The organism is Bifidobacterium pseudolongum subsp. pseudolongum DSM 20099 (genome assembly GCF_000771225.1).
Lineage (GTDB): Bacteria > Actinomycetota > Actinomycetes > Actinomycetales > Bifidobacteriaceae > Bifidobacterium > Bifidobacterium pseudolongum.
Window position 1 is genome coordinate 233,030 of sequence record NZ_JDTZ01000002.1, and the last position, 17,389, is coordinate 250,418.

At 61.3% G+C, this 17,389-nt stretch carries 18 protein-coding genes; 5 read left to right on the forward strand and 13 right to left on the reverse strand.

What is annotated here, in order from left to right:
• Positions 1-192 precede the first annotated feature (192 nt).
• Positions 193-771, forward strand: a complete 579-nt coding sequence (locus OU02_RS01060) for a manganese efflux pump MntP (RefSeq protein WP_051918170.1) — start codon at positions 193-195, stop codon at positions 769-771.
• Positions 772-821: 50 nt separating this feature from the next.
• Here the strand turns inward: OU02_RS01060 and OU02_RS01065 are convergent, their stop codons facing one another.
• From OU02_RS01065 to OU02_RS09105, 4 genes are all read right to left on the reverse strand, one after another.
• Complete coding sequence (locus OU02_RS01065) at positions 822-1,316, reverse strand: hypothetical protein (protein ID WP_152593119.1); 495 nt, start codon at positions 1,314-1,316, stop codon at positions 822-824.
• A gap of 85 nt (positions 1,317-1,401) precedes the next feature.
• On the reverse strand, positions 1,402-2,589 hold the full coding sequence (locus OU02_RS01070; protein ID WP_033488363.1) for a Fic family protein: 1,188 nt from the start codon (positions 2,587-2,589) through the stop codon (positions 1,402-1,404).
• Positions 2,590-2,941: 352 nt separating this feature from the next.
• Positions 2,942-3,274: a DNA alkylation repair protein gene (locus OU02_RS01075; RefSeq protein WP_033488364.1), complete on the reverse strand. Its 333-nt coding sequence runs from the start codon at positions 3,272-3,274 to the stop codon at positions 2,942-2,944.
• A 194-nt stretch (positions 3,275-3,468) separates the two neighbouring features.
• Positions 3,469-3,591: a hypothetical protein gene (locus tag OU02_RS09105; RefSeq protein ID WP_274518163.1), complete on the reverse strand. Its 123-nt coding sequence runs from the start codon at positions 3,589-3,591 to the stop codon at positions 3,469-3,471.
• Between the two features lie 228 nt (positions 3,592-3,819).
• Here OU02_RS09105 and OU02_RS01080 point away from each other — a divergent pair, with 228 nt between their 5' ends.
• Positions 3,820-4,380 carry a GNAT family N-acetyltransferase gene (locus tag OU02_RS01080; RefSeq protein WP_033488365.1) on the forward strand — a complete coding sequence of 187 codons (561 nt, stop codon included), beginning with the start codon at positions 3,820-3,822 and terminating at the stop codon, positions 4,378-4,380.
• Positions 4,381-4,466: 86 nt separating this feature from the next.
• Here the strand turns inward: OU02_RS01080 and smpB are convergent, their stop codons facing one another.
• From smpB to OU02_RS09110, 6 genes are all read right to left on the reverse strand, one after another.
• The gene (gene smpB, locus OU02_RS01085; RefSeq protein ID WP_022858541.1) at positions 4,467-4,961 is read right to left on the reverse strand and encodes an SsrA-binding protein SmpB; all 495 of its coding nucleotides are present in this window, start codon (positions 4,959-4,961) and stop codon (positions 4,467-4,469) included.
• A gap of 32 nt (positions 4,962-4,993) precedes the next feature.
• Positions 4,994-6,415 carry a CHAP domain-containing protein gene (locus tag OU02_RS01090; protein WP_080720445.1) on the reverse strand — a complete coding sequence of 474 codons (1,422 nt, stop codon included), beginning with the start codon at positions 6,413-6,415 and terminating at the stop codon, positions 4,994-4,996.
• A 145-nt stretch (positions 6,416-6,560) separates the two neighbouring features.
• A complete protein-coding gene (gene ftsX, locus OU02_RS01095; RefSeq protein WP_033488366.1) occupies positions 6,561-7,484 on the reverse strand; it encodes a permease-like cell division protein FtsX in 924 nt (307 codons plus the stop codon).
• Positions 7,481-8,689 (reverse strand): cell division ATP-binding protein FtsE, encoded by a 1,209-nt coding sequence (gene ftsE, locus OU02_RS01100; RefSeq protein ID WP_033488367.1) that lies wholly within the window; start codon positions 8,687-8,689, stop codon positions 7,481-7,483. The genes ftsX and ftsE overlap by 4 nt, the downstream gene beginning before the upstream one ends.
• A 42-nt stretch (positions 8,690-8,731) precedes the next feature.
• Entirely contained in the window at positions 8,732-9,862 is a 1,131-nt protein-coding gene (gene prfB / locus OU02_RS01105; RefSeq protein WP_033488368.1) for a peptide chain release factor 2, read from the reverse strand.
• A 139-nt stretch (positions 9,863-10,001) separates the two neighbouring features.
• On the reverse strand, positions 10,002-10,136 hold the full coding sequence (locus OU02_RS09110) for a hypothetical protein (protein WP_257467249.1): 135 nt from the start codon (positions 10,134-10,136) through the stop codon (positions 10,002-10,004).
• A gap of 155 nt (positions 10,137-10,291) precedes the next feature.
• On the opposite strand from OU02_RS09110, the gene dapD reads away from it, so the two are divergent.
• Both dapD and rlmH read left to right on the forward strand, forming a co-directional pair.
• Positions 10,292-11,281 carry a 2,3,4,5-tetrahydropyridine-2,6-dicarboxylate N-succinyltransferase gene (gene dapD, locus OU02_RS01110; RefSeq protein ID WP_033488369.1) on the forward strand — a complete coding sequence of 330 codons (990 nt, stop codon included), beginning with the start codon at positions 10,292-10,294 and terminating at the stop codon, positions 11,279-11,281.
• A 109-nt stretch (positions 11,282-11,390) separates the two neighbouring features.
• Entirely contained in the window at positions 11,391-11,870 is a 480-nt protein-coding gene (rlmH, locus tag OU02_RS01115) for a 23S rRNA (pseudouridine(1915)-N(3))-methyltransferase RlmH (protein WP_033488370.1), read from the forward strand.
• 3 nt (positions 11,871-11,873) lie between these two features.
• Here the strand turns inward: rlmH and OU02_RS01120 are convergent, their stop codons facing one another.
• From OU02_RS01120 to OU02_RS01130, 3 genes are all read right to left on the reverse strand, one after another.
• A complete protein-coding gene (locus tag OU02_RS01120) occupies positions 11,874-13,172 on the reverse strand; it encodes a citrate synthase (RefSeq protein WP_033488371.1) in 1,299 nt (432 codons plus the stop codon).
• A gap of 238 nt (positions 13,173-13,410) precedes the next feature.
• The gene (gene map / locus OU02_RS01125; RefSeq protein ID WP_033488372.1) at positions 13,411-14,217 is read right to left on the reverse strand and encodes a type I methionyl aminopeptidase; all 807 of its coding nucleotides are present in this window, start codon (positions 14,215-14,217) and stop codon (positions 13,411-13,413) included.
• Positions 14,218-14,383: 166 nt separating this feature from the next.
• Positions 14,384-15,007: an HdeD family acid-resistance protein gene (locus OU02_RS01130; protein ID WP_033488373.1), complete on the reverse strand. Its 624-nt coding sequence runs from the start codon at positions 15,005-15,007 to the stop codon at positions 14,384-14,386.
• Between the two features lie 274 nt (positions 15,008-15,281).
• Between OU02_RS01130 and OU02_RS01135 the strand changes: the two genes are divergently transcribed.
• Entirely contained in the window at positions 15,282-17,387 is a 2,106-nt protein-coding gene (locus OU02_RS01135; protein WP_051918169.1) for a M13 family metallopeptidase, read from the forward strand.
• Positions 17,388-17,389 lie beyond the last annotated feature (2 nt).

Sequence of the window (17,389 nt, forward strand, 5' to 3'; positions counted from 1 at the left end):
ATCTCCCTTCGGCGGAATGGACGGCTCCGCCTCTCACACTCTAACGGGAAACGACTCTGTTTTCACGGGGCATCTTGGTGCATGGAACCGCTCTGCTCACAACCTGCCGATACGCGGCGAGCGCACATTGCCACCCAACACCGTGAAGTCACTAGGCTGTCGTGTGTAAGCGATACCAGCTTGGAGGCGACCGTGGAATTCGTGAAATACCTGCTCATCGGCGTCAGTGTCTCGCTCGACGAACTCGCAGTGGGCACCATCAAAGGCGTGCAGGTCAAACACATGCGGCGTGTGGACCCGTGGATCACAGGCCTCTATTTCGCCGTGTTCCAAGGTGTTATGCTCATCATCGGATTCTATGGCGCGAGCCTGTTCTCGAAAGGATCGAGCGCCGTCACCGAATGGATCGCCGACGGGTTGCTCATGCTCATCGGCGCCAACATGGTGCGCGAGGCATTCAGCAAGAGCGGTGACGACGCCAAGCAGCAGGACCCGCTGGCAAAAATGGATGTCAAATCCATGTCGGTTCTTTCGCTGACGATGAGCCTGGATGCGCTCGCGGTGGGTGTCTCGCTCGCCCTTGGCCATAAGCTCGACATCTGGTGGGCTTCGCTTGCGGCGGCGCTCGTGTCGTTGTCCATCACCGTTCCCGCGATGTTCATTGGGCACAAACTCGGGCATAAGGTCGGCGCCAAGGGCGGCGCGTTTGGTGGCGCGATCCTGATTCTGCTCGGCCTCTACGAACTGCTGCAGTACTACAAGGTGTTCTGACCGTTCTTGTGTAGGTAGGTTGAACGACAATACTCGCAGCACACCTATCGTTAATACAGCAATTGCAAGGGATTGCCCACTTTCACCGAATCCTGCATGAGTTTGAGGAGGCGTTCGCAGAACAGGTAACGCCCTTGTTGACAGCGATCAGCGCGTTCCGCTTCCATTTGAGCAATCAGGGACTTCAACTCACCAATCAAGCTCTGGCATGTTTCCGGTGCCAATTGGGTGAAATCAGCAACAGGCACATGCGTGAGAAGACCGTCATATCGATGCCACTGATTGAGTGAATCGATCAACTCGATGTACTCTGCCACATCGCCAGTGTTGCCCAACCATGCAGAACAATACGCCATATCTTCATGCGCGCATGCCTCATATTGCCTCCACTGTTCATATGCGGCGCTCAATGCCTCCCAGTCACGCTTCCACTCCTCAAGGGTGACGGCGTCGTCCATCTCCGCAGTATCAATGCTTTGGCTGCAGACCGCATCCTCCTCATCAAGGTACAAATCGGGAAACGGCACCGGCCCCGGCTTCAGCATGCCATCGTCATAGCAGCGGCAGCGCACTCGGGCGTATATGTTCATAGTTCATCCCTCGTCCCTCTCCGCCGCATTCCTAACGTTTCTAACGCACTGCATTGAGCACTTCCGTCGCAACATACATGACGGTTCGCGAACTACCTCCACTCAGCGGCATGAGCACTTGCTCTTTGACAAGATTGCGAATCGCGTTCGATGCGGATGAGCGACTCATCTGAAGTCGCCGCACGACAATGGGAACACTCACGTATGGCACACCAATAAGCTCCTCCGCCAAGCGTCGCGTTGCCGCACCGTATGCGGATAGCCGCGCACGGTACTGGTCACGGATACGCTCGAGTTCCACGATTTGATTGTAGGCGGCGTCGGCGGATTCCTCTATGGCTTGGCAGAAGAACACGATCCAATCCTCCCAAGCACCATGCGAAGAAACGCCCAATAGCAGATCCTGATATTCTGCGCGCCGGCTCTCCAGCCAAGGGGAAATCGACACCAGCGGCTGTTTGAGCATGCCACGCCTCATCAGTTGCAGGAGGATGAGCAGGCGGCCAATCCGCCCATTGCCATCCGTGAATGGATGCAAAGTCTCAAATTGGTAGTGGAACATCGCTGCATCAAGCACCATGAGTCCAGGATCCGTGCGGGATTCCCACCAGTCGAAGAGCGCATTGAGTTCGGCATCCAACTGTTGGCCCGGAGGCATTGGCACGAATCTGGCATCCTCAATACGGCGCGTGTTCGCACCAATGAACACCTGCGTGGTTCTGATATCGCCGGCTTGTGGACCGTCTGATTTTGTTCCACTCACGAGCAATTGCTGCAACTCACGGGTCAATGATTCGCTGACAGGCCTTCCATCTTGCACAGAGCGGATCCCATGGTCGGTCGCATCCAGATAATTGAGCACCTCCCTCATTGATTCGTTGTATCCATGCTTGCTTTCTCCCACCTCATATTCGGCTGCAAGCACCGTTTCAAGGCGTTCATATGTACCTTCTAGCGCGCTCGTGCTTTGCGCTTCGCGTCGGATGGTCGGGCGTTGCAACAAATCCGGATTGGGTATGTTTGCACCGATGGCATCGATACGGCTCAACGATGCCGTGGCGCGCCCAATAGCCCCAACCATGCTGGGGGTCATCGCAGGATACTCTCCCAAACGCGCTGGCTTGAAGGCAAAGGTCCGATATGGAATCACACCATAGCGGGTATTCACTTCGCCTTCCAATGGCAGCAATACGCCCGTGGATGCCGCCGTGAACAAGTCTTTATGCATGAGTTCATGCTAGCAGACCGAATACGCATTATGAGCAATATAACAACCCATTCTGAACATAAAGGGTGCTTATGTTCAGAATGGCACCTGATTCTGAACATTAATGACCTCTATGTTCAGCCATACTGGCGTTCACCGGTATCATGATGGGTTCATGGCGCCTTCTCATCAATGAATTTTCCAGATACGCGACTGTATCTGCGCTGGGGAGGAGCAATTTCTTGGGCAGGGGCAAGTACCACGCCTGTAGATTGGTGGGATTTCAAGGCATATACCGGGATGGTGCCAAGAAAATGCTCCTCCCCAGCGCAGATGCATGGCAGCGCCGCTCCGAATTAGCCCTTTTCCGCCATTACACACGCAACGAGCGCAGCAGCGCCTTGTGCTCCGGGGTCACCCGGTACGATTCGCAAGCCTTCTGGATGGTCTTGTTGTGCGTCCAAGGGTCCAGAATGCACTCCCGCAGCATCGGAAAGATGCTTTCCCACTGCTTTGCAAGGGCGGTAGCGAAATACCACGCGCGCGCCATGTTCACGTAATATTCGCTGGAATGGATATCGCCGACGAGGCGTAAATGCTCCGCATCGAAGCGGGCGTCAAGGAAATCGACCATCAACTCGATCACGGCGTATCGCACCGTGTAGGTGGCATCGGCTTGCATCCAGCGTTCAAGCTGTGCGAGCATCAGTTGCACATCCTCATCCGTGCGACGCAGGGCACGGATGAGGAGTGTACCCGTTAGCACGCACACTATGCGCGCATCATCTTGAACATGCCACTGCCGCCAATCAACCGGACCATGCCCACAGGCTCATCGTTGAGCATTGCGGTGGGCATGGCGACTGTATTGTTATGTCGTTGGTTGTGTTTGAATGTAGTTCACCTCGACTGGCGCTCGGCCAGTTCGGTCATGATGGAGACGGTCGCCGCCGAATTCATCGATGTGGACGGAATGCCGGTGGTCGTGTGGTCGAATCCGAAGATCATGTTGAGGAAGCCCATTGCTCTGTCCTTTCATCCGTGCGCTTGGTGCGCTGTCCGTATTGCTTGATGATTACAAGATACGGGCTTGGAAAGGTGCGTCACATCGGGCTGGAGAATGAATCTGCACCCTGCGCGAGGCCGCCCTCAACCTTGAGGATGATGCGCGGGGATGAAAGCATGGTGGCGGTATGACCTGTCGGTACGATTGGGAAAATCGTCCATAAAACACCATGCGAGGGGGTAATCATGACCACACTGCAGACCGAACGACTTGTGTTGCGGCCCTGGCGGGAGTCGGATGCCGAGGCATTGTACAAGTACGCGAAGAACCCGCACATCGGCCTTCCGGCGGGATGGCCGCCGCACACCAGCGTCGAAGAGAGTCTCGACATCATCCGCAATGTGTTCAACGGGCCGGAGGATTATGCCATTGCGCTCGCCGGTGATCCGGACACGGCCATTGGTGCGATCGCGCTCAAATTTGCGGGTAGCTCGACGCTGTTCCCCGAAGACGACACCACGCAGGCGGAATTGGGGTTCTGGATCGGTGAACCGTTCTGGGGCCATGGGTACATCCCCGAAGCGGCACATGAACTGCTGCGGCATGCCTTCGATGATCTGGGCCTCGCCACAGTCTGGTGTGCCTACTACGAGGGCAATACCAAGTCGGCGCGCGTGCAGGAGAAACTTGGATTCGAACCGGTGAGCATTACACCGGAAGTGCCGGTGCCGCTGCTGCATGATGTGCGCACCGGACATGAGAACAGGATGACACGCGCACAATGGGAACAGCTCAACGCCAAATAGGCACCGCCGCATGCGCTTCCCTACCCCTAACATGGCAACGTTCCCGCCGATTATGACGGGGTCGTTGCCATAGGCAGGCAGACGGTTCAGCCGCGCGCGTGCATGTTCTTGTAGCGCATGACGCGCTGGGCCTCGCGCTTGTCCTGCTCTTCACGCAACGCCTGGCGCTTGTCGAATTCCTTCTTGCCTCGGGCGAGCGCGATCTGCGCTTTGACACGGCCGTCCTTGAAATACAGGCTCAGTGGCACGATGGTGTACCCTTTCGCCTGCGTCTGGCGTGCCAGCTTCTCGATCTGGTGGGCGTGCAGTAGCAGCTTGCGCTTGCGTTTGGGTGCATGGTTGTTCCACGTACCGTTGAGGTATTCGGGGATGTTGGCGCCTTCGAGCCAGATTTCGCCGCGCTTGTCGATCGCGATGAACGACTCGGCGAGCGAGGCACGGCCTTCACGCAACGATTTGACTTCGGTTCCGGTCAATACCAGCCCCGCCTCATACGTGTCTTCGATGGCATAGTCGTGCCGTGCGCGCTTGTTCTGCGCAATCAGTTGGATGCTGTCGTCCTGTTTGTTCTGCTTCGCCACTGTCTACTCCTCACACAATCGTGCACCGAGCCTCAGTGCACGTACCAGAACCTCCCGGGGTTATACAGTGTACGGTACGTGATGGTATAGAGACCGGCCACGTTCGATTCGGAAATCGTGATGGAATTGCTGCCCACGCTCTCCACAACGGCCACATGGCCCCATGGCGAGGACGCGCCTTCCTGACCTGGCAGGAACGAAAGCGCGGCGCCCACCTGCGGCGTGTGGTCCGTGCGCAGGCCGTAAGCCGGCGCATTGCGCCACCAATCACCACCATTACCCAAGTACGACGGCGTGCCGATGCCCATCTGCTTGCGGCGCTCATACGCCCACCATGTGCACTGGCCTGCGGCGTAGGCGTTGCCGTAGTCGCCGTTCGACGTGCCCTGGCCACCCGACGAACCGCCGGAAGGCGTGACGGGGCGCGAAGGCTGTGCAGGCTGGGACGGCTGCGCCGGCTGCGAAGGTGTGGATGGCTGTGCAGGCTGCGCCGGCTGCGAAGGCTGGGCGGGCGTGACCGCCCCGGCCGGGCGCGTGGTGCCCTGTGGGGTCACCTGCTGCACCTGCTGGGCGGCGGCTTCCTGCTCGGCTGTCCACTGCTCGTTGAGCGAGTCAAGCTGGGATTGCAGAATCACCTGTTGTGCCGCTTCCTGCGCCGCGGCGTCGGAAAGCTCGCTCTTGCGGCTTTCCAATGTGCTGCGCTGGCTTTCGCCATCGGCGCGCAGCTTGTTGAGCGCGTCGCGCTCCTGCTGTGCGGATGCGGCGGCGCTCTGGGCGGCCGCGGCCTTGGAGTCGGCGTCGGCTTTGAGCTTGGTGATCTTCTGTTCGATCGCCTTGAGACGCTCACCACGGTTCATCGAGGTGCTCAGGTCATCGGCGGCGTCGGATGCGGCATTCGCCTCGTTGCGCGACAGCGCGTCACGCGACTGCATCGACTGGATGAATTCCTTCGTATCGGTCGCCCCGGTCATCACGCTCATCACATCGGACGTGTCGGAACCGTGCATCGATTCACGCGCCATCTGCGCCACCGCGGCATGGGCGTCGTCGTAATCCTCGCCGGTCTGCTTGATCTTCGCCTCGAGGTCGGACTTGTCTTTCTGTGCGGCCTTGAGACGCTCAGCGGCGTCATCCGCCTCGCTCTTGGCGGCCGCGGCTGCGGCGTTGGCCTGCGACACCTTCTCTTGCGCGGCCGGGATCTTGTTGTTCGTCAGATCATCAAGCTGCACAATCGTATCCGCCAGATCACTGCTCACACCGGCGAGCTGGGAACGCAGTTCGCTTTCGCGCTGGGCGCTTGCCTGCTGCGAGTTCTGCGCATTGATGAGGTCGCTGTATGTGTCCGCGTGTGCGACCTGCACCGGCATGAGCGGCGCCACGGCGAGCGACGCCGCGCATGTGATGCTCAGGAGAGCAGAGGTGATCACAGAGGCTTTCTTGGTACCGTGAAGCATCCATACCCTTTCGTTTGCAATAGTCAACACCCTAACACCCATCATCGCGCAACACCCGGGTTTGCGCTAGCCGTGCCGAGGCTTTTACATAATCTTCAAAATACGCGACGCGTCAGCTGCTGTACAGGGTGGCGCGCCGCATGTGTTACGCCTTGAGATAACGGCGCAGTGAAATCGACGAGGCGATCACCGACAGCAGCACCGCGCCCACAATGAGCACCGGCGTGATCATCCAGACCGTGGTCTGGTTGATGTACGGAATCCACGTGACCGATTTGGCGAGCCAATCAGTGATGAACACCTTGACGAGCACGCCGAGCGACACGCACGAGAGAATCGAGCCGGCGAGCGCGGCCACCACGCCTTCCAGCACGAACGGCAGACGGATCGTCCAATTCGAAGCACCCACCAGGCGCATGATCTCGGTCTCCTCACTGCGTGAGGCCGCCGACATGCGGATGGTGGTGCTGGTGAGCAGAATCGCCACAATGACCATCACGCCAGCCAGCATGGCCGTGGCTGCGGTGGCGCGGTTGAGCACGGCGAACACCGGTTCGAAGATCTGGCGTTGGTCCACGACCTCTTCCACGCCGTCACGCCCCGACAGCACTTCGGAGACGACCTTGTATTTCTCGGGGTTCTTGAGCCGCAGCCACAGCGAATCCTGCATGTCGGCCGCGGTGAGCGTGCGTCCTTGGTATTCACCGTTCGGGTACTGCTTGGTGAACGATTGCTTGTAGAAGTCCTCGCGGCTCAGGAAGCGCGTTTCGGAGACGTCATCGCCGAGTTCGTCCTGGATCACTTTCTGCAGGTCGTTGATCTGCTGCGTGGTCGCGGCCTTGCCCGTGGCGCAGTTGGCGGATTGGCTCGTGCCGTCCGGGCACAGCCACACCACCACTTCCACTTTGTCGTACCAATCGCCCTTCGCTTTGGTGATCTGCGCCTGCGTGAGCAGGGAGGCGCCGATGAACAGGAACGAGATGAACGTGACGAGCATGACCGAAAGCAGCATCGGCACATTGCGCCGCAGGCTCGTCCATGTCTCGGTGAGTATGAACCGGAATCTCATTGCTGCGTCTCCTGGGGGTCAGGCGTGTGGTTGGTCTTCAGCGGCGTAGGCGGGGCCGGTGGGGCCGCGTGCGCGCCCTTATGCTTTGGCCGTGGAGGTATCGGTGGCGCCGGAGGTGCGGCTGGAGCGGTCTCGGAAGACGCTGTACCCTCGGACGATTTAGCGTCTTCCGGAGTCTCGGCTTGCGCTTCCTGCTGCTTGGCTTCCTGCTGGGCCAGTTCCTCAAGCGTCAGTCCACTGCCCCACGTGAGGGTCTCCTCGACCGGCGTGAAGGCCTCGCCGTAACGTCCGGTCTTGCCTGTGTGCACATTCTTGGCGAGCCTCTCGATTCCGGCGTCGCTCACATCGCTCGCGAGCAGCTGGTTCACGGTGTCCACAACCGACTGCGCGTTGGCGAGCCGTTCCTTGCGGTCCCTGGCCGCACTGAGCACGGCGATGGATTCTGCCGGGGCGATGTGCGCTTCGGCACGCGCCTGCTGCGCTTTGGCCTCGACCTGCGAATCGGGGAAGTATTCGGCGGAGTCATACACACCCTGCGCCTGATCGCGCACAATATCGCCATTGTGCAGCTCCACCACGCGTTTGCGCATCGAGTTGACGATCTCCTCATTGTGCGTGGCCATCACAATGGTGGTACCGGTGCGGTTGATCGCGTCCAGCACTTCCATGATGCCCAATGAGGTTGTCGGATCCAGGTTGCCGGTCGGTTCGTCGGCCAGCAGAATCTGCGGATGGTTCACATAAGCGCGCGCGATGGTGACGCGCTGCTGTTCACCGCCGGAAAGCTCTTGGGGCCTGTTGTGCTCCTTGCCGGTGAGGCCCACGGTTTTGAGGACCTTCGGCACAAGCGATTTGATAGCGGAACGCGGCGTGCCGATCACCTCGAGGGCGAACGCCACGTTCTCCCACACCGTCTTGGTGGGAAGCAGCTTGTAATCCTGGAAAATCATGCCGATCGAACGCCGGTATTGCGGCACCTGCCTGTTCGGCAGACGCCGCAGATCGTAGCCGGCCACACGAATCTCGCCCGCTGTCGCCTCCTCCTCGCGCAGCAGCAAGCGCAGCAGCGAGGTCTTGCCTGAGCCGGACGCGCCCACAAGGAACACGAAATCGCCGCGGTCAATGTGCAGGTCTATGTCTTTGAGCGCAGGCCGTGTGGAATTGGGATAGATCTTGTCTACGTGCTCTAACGAAATCAACGCCATGACATCTCCATTCGCGGGTGGTCCGAGGCTCCTACGCCAATGTTACTCGTCGGCTTCCTCGGAGGCCTCGCGGCGCTGTTCGTGGCGCCAACGGATACCCTCTTGGATGAACTCGTCAATGTCGCCATCGAACACGGCCTGGGTCTGCGAAGTCTCATAGCCGGTGCGCAGGTCCTTGACCATCTGGTACGGGTGCAGCACGTAGGAGCGCATCTGGTCGCCCCAGCTGGCCTTGATGTCGCCGGCGAGCTCCTTCTTCTTCTTCGCCTCCTCCTCGTGGCGCAGCACAAGCAGGCGCGACTGCAGCACGGCCATCGCGGCGGCGCGGTTCTGGATCTGCGAACGTTCATCCTGCATCGTCACGACGATGCCCGTGGGGATGTGCGTGATGCGCACCGCGGAATACGTGGTGTTCACACCCTGGCCACCGGGACCGGACGCGCAGTACGTGTCGACGCGGATCTCGCTTTCCGGCACGTCGATATGGTCGGTCGCCTCCACAAGCGGCACCACTTCCACCGCGGCGAAGCTCGTCTGGCGGCGCCCCTGGTTGTCGAACGGCGAGATGCGCACCAGTCGGTGCGTGCCGCCCTCCACCGAAAGACGGCCATACGCGTACGGCGCGTCCACTTGGAACGTGGCGGATTTGATGCCCGCCTCCTCGGCGTACGACGTGTCCATCACCTTGGCCTTGTAGCCGTTGCGCTCGGCCCAACGCAGATACATGCGCAGCAGCATCTGCGCGAAATCAGCCGCGTCCACGCCGCCGGCGCCGGAACGGATCGTCACCACGGCGGAACGCTCATCGTATTCGCCGTCCATCAATGTCTGGATCTCCATGTCGTCGAGGTCCTTCTGAATGCCCTCGACCTCGTGCTGCGCCTCGCTCAGCGTGTCGGCGTCGTTCTCCTCCTGACCGAGCTCCACAAGCGTCTCCACATCCTCGATGCGCTGCTGCGCGCTCGCAAGCCGCTTGAGCTGCGACTGCACGGCGGAGAGCTTGGATGTGATCTTCTGCGCGTTCTCCGGGTCGTCCCACAATCCGGGGGCGCTCGCCTCGACCTCGAGGTCCTGTTCCTGCTGCTTCATGCGGTCGATGTCGAGCGCGAGCGCGATGGATTCATATTTCGCGCGCGCGTCCGCGATCGCCTGGGTGTAATCGAATTCTGCCATGATGTTCTCGCTTCTGTAATGATTCGTTCGTGGTGTTCAGCTGTTCCTGTGTATGGCCGTTGCGGCCTGAGACACGCCCCTGCGGGAAGTGCCGATGTGGATGGGCGGCCGGCGCAGGGCGTCACAGCGGCCCGCGTGGTCAAAGACCAGCGAATACGAACGGCGCGGCAAAGCTCAGCATCAGCGCGACGGCAACCACAATGGCCACGATGCGCGTGGCATCATGGCTGCGCCCCTCACGGTGCTGGTCTTGAAAGTTCTTTTTGGCGCTCACAGCACACAGAGTATACTGCATCCGCTACCCGAGCCGCTCCGGCTATGCTCGCGGCGGTAAGGCCGCGAGGCGCGCTTGCGCGGGCCGCGTTGTATCGTTGCCTTGGAAGTGCGCGGAGTGGCCGCGGCACCGTATATGAGCATGAAGGAGACACTATGGCCGAACAGCGCAAGGCGTGGGGCTGGGGTCTGGCGAGCATCGACGCCGCCGGCAACACGCTGGATGTATGGTATCCGAAGGCGCAATTGGGTGAGGCACCCGCCGAAACCGACCGCCCGAACCACGGGTTCGGCGCGCTTGTGCACGAAGGCCCCGACCTGCGTGGTGTGCGCCGCCTGCCGGTGTTCACCGAATCCAGCTTGGACGAGCCGATTGAAAGCACCGCCGACGCCTACCTGCGCCTGCACCTGATGAGCATGCGCCTGGCCAAGCCCAACACCCTCAACCTCGACGGCATCTTCGCCAAGCTCAACAACGTGGTGTGGACCAACTACGGCCCGTTCGCCGTGGAGGACTTCACGCAGCGCCGCCTCGACGTGATGGCGGCTGGCGCGGAATCCGGCATGCCGGGCATGCGTGCCGACGTGAACGTGCTGTCGATTGACAAGTTCCCGCGCATGCTCGACTACGTGGTACCAAGCGGCGTGCGTATCGGCGACGGCGACCGCGTGCGCTTGGGCGCCTACCTGAGCGAAGGCACCACTGTGATGCATGCCGGCTTTGTGAACTTCAACGCTGGCACGCTCGGCACCTGCATGATCGAAGGCCGCGTCTCGCAAGGCGTGGTCGTCGGTGACGGCTCCGACGTCGGTGGCGGCGCCTCAATCATGGGCACCCTTTCGGGCGGCGGCAAGCTGCGCAACTCGATCGGCGAACATTCGCTGCTGGGCGCCAACGCGGGCATCGGCATCTCCCTTGGCGACAACTGCGTGGTAGAAGCCGGCCTCTATGTGACCGCGGGCACCAAGATCGAGGTGTTCGACAGGGAGAAGGCCGCGGCCGGCGTGGACCTCGACGTGGTCAAGGGTGCCGACCTGAGCGGCAAGAACAACATCCTGTTCATCCGCAACTCGCTCACGGGCGCGATCCAGGCTCGCCCGCGCAAGAGCGGCATCGAACTCAACGACGCGTTGCACAAGAACTGAGGATAGGGCACGCTGCTAAGCGAGATAGGTTTGAGAGAAGGTTGGAATTCCGCCATTTCGTAAAACCTATCTCGCTTAGCAGCGTGCCTTTCCCGCGGGAGGGGCCCCTATGAACATCGACATCGTCTGCGTGGGCAAAATCAAGGAACGGTATCTCAAAGACGCCATCGCCGAATACAGCAAGCGGCTGACCCGCTTCGCCAAAATCAATGTCATCGAGGTATCCGACGAAAAGACGCCGGAACACGCCTCGGACGCGGTGAACGAACAGATCAAGGCGAAAGAAGGCGACCGCATCCTCAAGCACCTGCGCAACAACGCCACCGTGGTCGCGTTGGCTATCGAAGGCAGGCAACTGACGAGCGAGCAGCTCGCGGCGCACATCGCACAGTGGGGCCTGCACGGCGTGAGCCATGTGCAATTCGTGATCGGCGGCTCACTTGGCCTCGACCCGCGCGTGCTCTCGCGCGCCGACATGCTGCTGAGCTTTTCGAAGATGACGTTCCCCCACCAGCTCATGCGCGTGATCCTGCTCGAGCAGGTCTACCGCGGATTCAAGATCAACGCGCACGAGCCGTATCACAAGTAGGCGTCAGTCCTCGCGCTCGTCCATCGGCACGTAGTCGCGCAGCACCTCGCCGGTGTACACCTGGCGCGGGCGGCCAATCTTGGTCATCGGGTCGGCGAGCATCTCGCGGTACTGGGCGATCCAGCCGGGGATGCGCCCCAAGGCGAACAGTGGCGTGAACATCGAAGGGCCGAAACCAATCGCGCGGTAGATCAGGCCGGTGTAGAAGTCGACGTTCGGATACAGGTGACGCGAGATGAAATAGTCGTCGTGCAGCGCGATGTCCTCAAGCTCCAGCGCCACATCGAACAGCTCCTCGTCCCCCGGCAGCAGTTTGAGCGTGTCCGTCTGCTCCATGATCTTGCCCAGATAATGCTTCGCGATTGCCGCGCGCGGATCATAGGACTTGTAGACACGGTGCCCCAGCCCGGAGATGCGGTCGCCGTTGAGCTTCGCGCGGTCGACGAATTCGCGCACATTCATGCCGGAATCACGGATCGCCATGAGCTGGCGCAGGGCCGCTTCGTTCGCACCGCCGTGCAGCGGCCCGGACAGCGCGTTGATACCGGCGGCCACGGCAGAATACAGGTTCGCGTGCGCGGAGCCGGCGATGCGCACGACGGAGGTCGAACAGTTCTGCTCATGGTCGGCGTGGATGATGAGCAAACGGCCGAGCGCGTGCACGTACAGCGGGTCGGATTCGAACTGCTCGTACGGCACGGCGAAGCACATGCGGATGAAATCATCGACATAGCCGCGCGCGTAATCCGGGTAAAGCATCGGCTCGTCGCGCCGGCGACGCAGGATGTAGCTGACGACCGTGCGCGCCTTCGCCATGATGATCGTGGCCGCCGCGTCAAGCTGGTCCGGGTCGGTGATGTCGGTCGTGTCGGGGTTGAAGGCGGCAAGCGCGTTGATGGCGGACGCCATGACGCTCATCGGCTGTGCTTCGCGCGGGAACGACCCCATGAAGGTGCGGAAATCCTCACCGACCATCGTATGGTGGTTGATGTCGTCGACGAACCTCTCGTACTGCGCGGCCGTGGGCAGTTCGCCGTTGCGCAGCAGCCACGAGACCTCAAGGAAGTCAGAACGTTCGCACAGCTGTTCGATCGGATAGCCGCGGTACCGCAGGATCGAATGCTCGCCGTCGATGTAGGTGATCTTCGACTCGCACTGCGCGGTCGTCAGGAATCCTGGATCGAGCGACACCCAATTGTCGTTGCGCAGCGACGACATGACGATGCCGTCAGGCCCCGCGCTCGCCTGCACGACCGGCAATTCGAACTGATTGGATTCCACATGCAACTGCGCTACGCCCATGCCGCCTCCTGTATGTTGGTGATTCCTTCAGACCGGTCCCTCGGCGGGACCGGGTATGGTCCGCACGCCGTCCGGCTCCGGACATTGCCGACCACTATAGGGTATTCGCGTTTCGAGGCGCCCCCGCGTCTCAAAAGCGCGTGCAGCACCAGCCCTCTCTCATCGCGGGAACATGGGCGCCACGACCATGCGGCCGGTCCGCACGGATGTGCGGACCGGCCGCATGGTTTGGATGGGATCAGCCCCGGAACTCAGCCGAGATCGGATCGCCTTCGCGTTGCGTGAGCACAATCGGACCGCTTTCGGTGATCGCGATCGTATGCTCGCTGTGGGCGCCACGGGAGCCGTCCTCGCTGCGCAGCGTCCAACCGTCCTTCGGGTCCTGGTAGATCTCGTCGGTCGTCTTGAGGAACCATGGTTCGATGGCAATCACGAGGCCCGGGCGCAGCTTGTAGCCGTGGTGCGCGCGGCCGTCGTTCGGCACGTGCGGGTCGCCGTGCATGATGCGGCCCACGCCGTGGCCACCGAATTCAAGGTTGATCGGGTACCCATAGGCGCGCGCCACGTCGCCGATGGCATGCGAGATGTCACCGAGGCGGTTGCCGGGTTGTGCTGCGGCGATGCCGGCAGCGAGCGCCTCCTGGGTGCTCTTGATCAGGCGCAGGTCCTCGGGGTCCTTATCCTTGCCGACGACGAAGCTCACTGCGGAGTCGGCGACCCAGCCGTCCACATTGATCGCGAGGTCGAGGCTCACCAGATCGCCGTCTTTGAGGTTGTAGTCGTACGGCACGCCATGCAGCACGGCGTCGTTCACCGACGTGCAGATGTAGTGCGCGAAGGGGCCGGTGCCGAAGTCCGGCGCGTAATCCACATAGCAGGATTCGGCGCCCGGGCGGTCCACGATGCGCTGGTGCACGAATTCGTCGATCTCCAGCAGGTTGGTGCCCACCTTGGTGAACTCCTGCAGGTCGTGCAGGATCCCGCCCACGAACCGGCCCGCTGGCTTCATCTCCTCGATCTCGGTGTTGGTCTTCAGTTCAATCATGAAATGTGCCACCTTTGTACTTATGACTTGTGTATGCCTATGTGCACAACCGCTTTCAGCCTATCCCCCGCGCCTTACAACCGAGCGCGTGACGCGCGTATTGCAAAAGGCCTGCCGGCGGTTGAGCCAGCGGGCCTTTGCAATACGGAACGCGTCTGCGCGTCAATCAGTTGGCGGCGTTCTTCGACACACGACCGAACGTGAACGCGCGGATGATCGCGAAGATGCCCATGACGATCATGGCGCAGCCACCGAAGATGATGAGCCATACCGTGGATGCGATCGGCATGCACAGCAGCACGAAGCCGGCGAGGATCGAGATGATGCCATAGGCGATTGCCCAGCCGGAGCCCTGGACCTGCCAGGATTCCACGAGCGACATCACACCTTCCATGATCCAGCCGATGCCCACGATGAGGGTGAACATGACCGCGAGCATGGCCGTGGAAATGGTGACGTTCTTGAGCACAACGACGCCGCCCACCACAAGGATGATGCCGACGAGGATGCCAAGCACACGCCAGCCACCCGGCAGGCCGACCTCAACGATCGAGCTCACGATGCGCACGATGCCGGAGACGAGGAAGTATATGCCGAGCACGATGCACGCCACCTTGAGCGTGGCTCCCGGCCACACGAGCAGGCAGATGCCCAATGCGAGGGCGGCGATGCCGATGATCGCGTAGGCGGTGCGCACGGCGTTCTTCGCGCCCGTCGGCAGAGCCTCCTGCACGAGTTTGAACGGGCTGTCCCAGAAATTGCTGTTTGGATCCTGGTATGGAGTGGACATGATGTTCCCTTCCTTCCTTTGCTATTCTCACGCGCACCGCCGGCCGGAGCCGGAGCGCACGCCTTTGCTGAGGCTTGCATGGATGCCTGCCTGCACTGCAGGCAACCGAACCTTCTTCAAGTCTCGCCCATTTTTGGGCGCCGAAGTGCACTTTACGCATTTTTTACGGTCAGCGTATCCTTTTGACAAATCCACCGATTCATGGCCTCACGCAAGGCCTGACGCATACCCGCGCACCTGCCGCTATGTCACGAAAGCTCTATAGTGTGGAGCCATGACTAGCACAACCACTGCGAACACCGCACATGCCCCACTCTCTTCAGGCATCGACCCCTCCTCTTTCTCCTCGGTGATCAAGCCCGCGGACGACCTGTTCCGCTACGTGAACGGCCCGTGGATCGACACGTACATCCTGCCCGACGACCGTTCGCGCTTCGGCTCGTTCGACCGACTCGCCGAAAATGCCGAGCAGCAAATCCGTGACATCCTCGAGTCCAGCGGCGACGAGGCCGCCAAATCGAAGACACTGTATGCCTCGTTCCTCGACACCGACGCCGTGGAGGCCGCAGGCGTAGAACCGATCCGCGCAGACCTGGACGCGATCGACAACGCCGATTCGAAGGCCGCGCTGACCGAGGCGCTCGGCGCGATGAGCCCCTACGGCGGCCCGGACCTGTTCGGGTTCGACATCTTCGGCGACTTCAACAACCCCGACGTGAACATCATGCACATGAGCCAGGGCGGGCTCGGCCTGCCCGACGAGGCGTACTACCGCGAGGACCACTACGCGCCGATCCGCGACGCCTATGTGCGCATGGTGGCGGCCCAGCTCAGGAACGCGGGCTGTGCGCACGACGACGAAGCGCAGGAGCAGGCCCAGCGCCTGCTCGACGTGGAGACGGCCATCGCCGCGCACCACTGGGACAACGTGGCGACGCGCGACTCGCAGAAGACGAACAATCCCACCGACTTCGCCGAACTCAAGACGATGCTCGCCGACTTCGACATCGAGGCGTGGGCGCAGGCCGTGCAGCGCGCCTATGACGGGTCCGCCACCTCCCGCACCTACGCCGTGGACGTGCTCGGCGCGCTCGCGCATGTGAATGTGATGGAGCCGTCGTTCTTCACCGGCCTCAACGAGTTCTGGCGCGACGCCCAGCTCGACGACCTCAAGCTGTGGGCACGCGTGCACACGATCGTGGGCCGCGCGAGCATGCTGAGCCGCGACTTCGATTCCGCGAATTTCGAGTTCTACGGCAAGACGCTTTCGGGCACCAAGGAGCAGCGCGTGCGTTGGAAGCGCGGCGTCTCGCTCGTCAACGGCATCTGCGGTGAGGACGTGGGCCGCATCTACGTGCGCAAGCACTTCCCCGAATCGTCGAAGACGCGCATGGAAGAGCTCGTGCACAATCTGATCGAGGCCTACCACGTCTCAATCCTCAACAGCGACTGGCTCGGCGACGAGACGAAGCGCAAGGCGCTCGATAAGCTCGACCACTTCGAGGCGAAGATCGGCTACACGAACCACTGGCGCGACTACACGGCGCTCGACGTGCATGCCGACTCCGGTCTCGTCGAGAACATGCGCGCCGCCGCCGTGTACGAATTCGGCTACCAGATGGCCAAGTGCGGCAAGCCGGTGGACAAGGACGAGTGGCTCATGAACCCGCAAACAGTGAACGCGTATTACGAGCCGACGCTCAACATCATCGTGTTCCCCGCAGCGATCCTGCAGCCGCCGTTCTTCAACCCTGAGGCTGAGGACGCCGTCAACTACGGCGGCATCGGCTCGGTGATCGGCCACGAGATCGGCCATGGTTTCGACGATCAGGGCGCACAGTTCAACGGCGAAGGCAAGCTCGAGGACTGGTGGACCGCCGAAGACAAGCAGCGGTTCCAGGAACTGACCAAGGCGCTCATCGCGCAGTACGACCAGTTCGTGCCGGTGCAGCTGCAGGAGAAGTATGCGGACAATCCCGATCAGGCCCCGCATGTGAACGGCGCGCTGACGATCGGTGAGAACATCGGCGATCTGAGCGGCGTCAACATCGCGCTCAAAGCCTACGCCTTCGCCCTCGACGAAGCAGCCGGACGCCCGATTGACGGATCGCCCGCCGGTATCGAGGCCGCGCTTGACGAGGCGCCGGTGCTCGACGGGTTCACCGGACTGCAGCGTTTCTTCCTGGGCTATGCGGCCATCTGGCGCACCAAGAACCGCGACGAACTGGCCGAACAGTACCTGCAGATCGACCCGCATTCCCCCGCCGAGAACCGCACCAACGGCATCGCGCGCAATGTGGACCTGTTCTACAAGGCCTTCGGCGTGACGCCCGAAGACCGCATGTGGCTCAAGCCCGAGGAACGCGTGCACATCTGGTAATC

Bases quoted from the DNA above. Each gene is read 5' to 3' on its own strand.
- OU02_RS01065 (WP_152593119.1), bottom strand. From the start codon at position 1,316: ATGCTGAAGCCGGGGCCGGTGCCGTTTCCCGATTTGTACCTTGATGAG.
- OU02_RS01070 (WP_033488363.1), bottom strand. From the start codon at position 2,589: ATGCATAAAGACTTGTTCACGGCGGCATCCACGGGCGTATTGCTGCCA.
- OU02_RS01075 (WP_033488364.1), bottom strand. From the start codon at position 3,274: ATGCTCGCACAGCTTGAACGCTGGATGCAAGCCGATGCCACCTACACG.
- OU02_RS09105 (WP_274518163.1), bottom strand. From the start codon at position 3,591: ATGGGCTTCCTCAACATGATCTTCGGATTCGACCACACGACCACCGGC.
- OU02_RS01080 (WP_033488365.1), top strand. From the start codon at position 3,820: ATGACCACACTGCAGACCGAACGACTTGTGTTGCGGCCCTGGCGGGAG.
- OU02_RS01090 (WP_080720445.1), bottom strand. From the start codon at position 6,415: ATGCTTCACGGTACCAAGAAAGCCTCTGTGATCACCTCTGCTCTCCTG.
- ftsX (WP_033488366.1), bottom strand. From the start codon at position 7,484: ATGAGATTCCGGTTCATACTCACCGAGACATGGACGAGCCTGCGGCGC.
- ftsE (WP_033488367.1), bottom strand. From the start codon at position 8,689: ATGGCGTTGATTTCGTTAGAGCACGTAGACAAGATCTATCCCAATTCC.
- prfB (WP_033488368.1), bottom strand. From the start codon at position 9,862: ATGGCAGAATTCGATTACACCCAGGCGATCGCGGACGCGCGCGCGAAA.
- dapD (WP_033488369.1), top strand. From the start codon at position 10,292: ATGGCCGAACAGCGCAAGGCGTGGGGCTGGGGTCTGGCGAGCATCGAC.
- rlmH (WP_033488370.1), top strand. From the start codon at position 11,391: ATGAACATCGACATCGTCTGCGTGGGCAAAATCAAGGAACGGTATCTC.
- OU02_RS01120 (WP_033488371.1), bottom strand. From the start codon at position 13,172: ATGGGCGTAGCGCAGTTGCATGTGGAATCCAATCAGTTCGAATTGCCG.
- map (WP_033488372.1), bottom strand. From the start codon at position 14,217: ATGATTGAACTGAAGACCAACACCGAGATCGAGGAGATGAAGCCAGCG.
- OU02_RS01130 (WP_033488373.1), bottom strand. From the start codon at position 15,007: ATGTCCACTCCATACCAGGATCCAAACAGCAATTTCTGGGACAGCCCG.
- OU02_RS01135 (WP_051918169.1), top strand. From the start codon at position 15,282: ATGACTAGCACAACCACTGCGAACACCGCACATGCCCCACTCTCTTCA.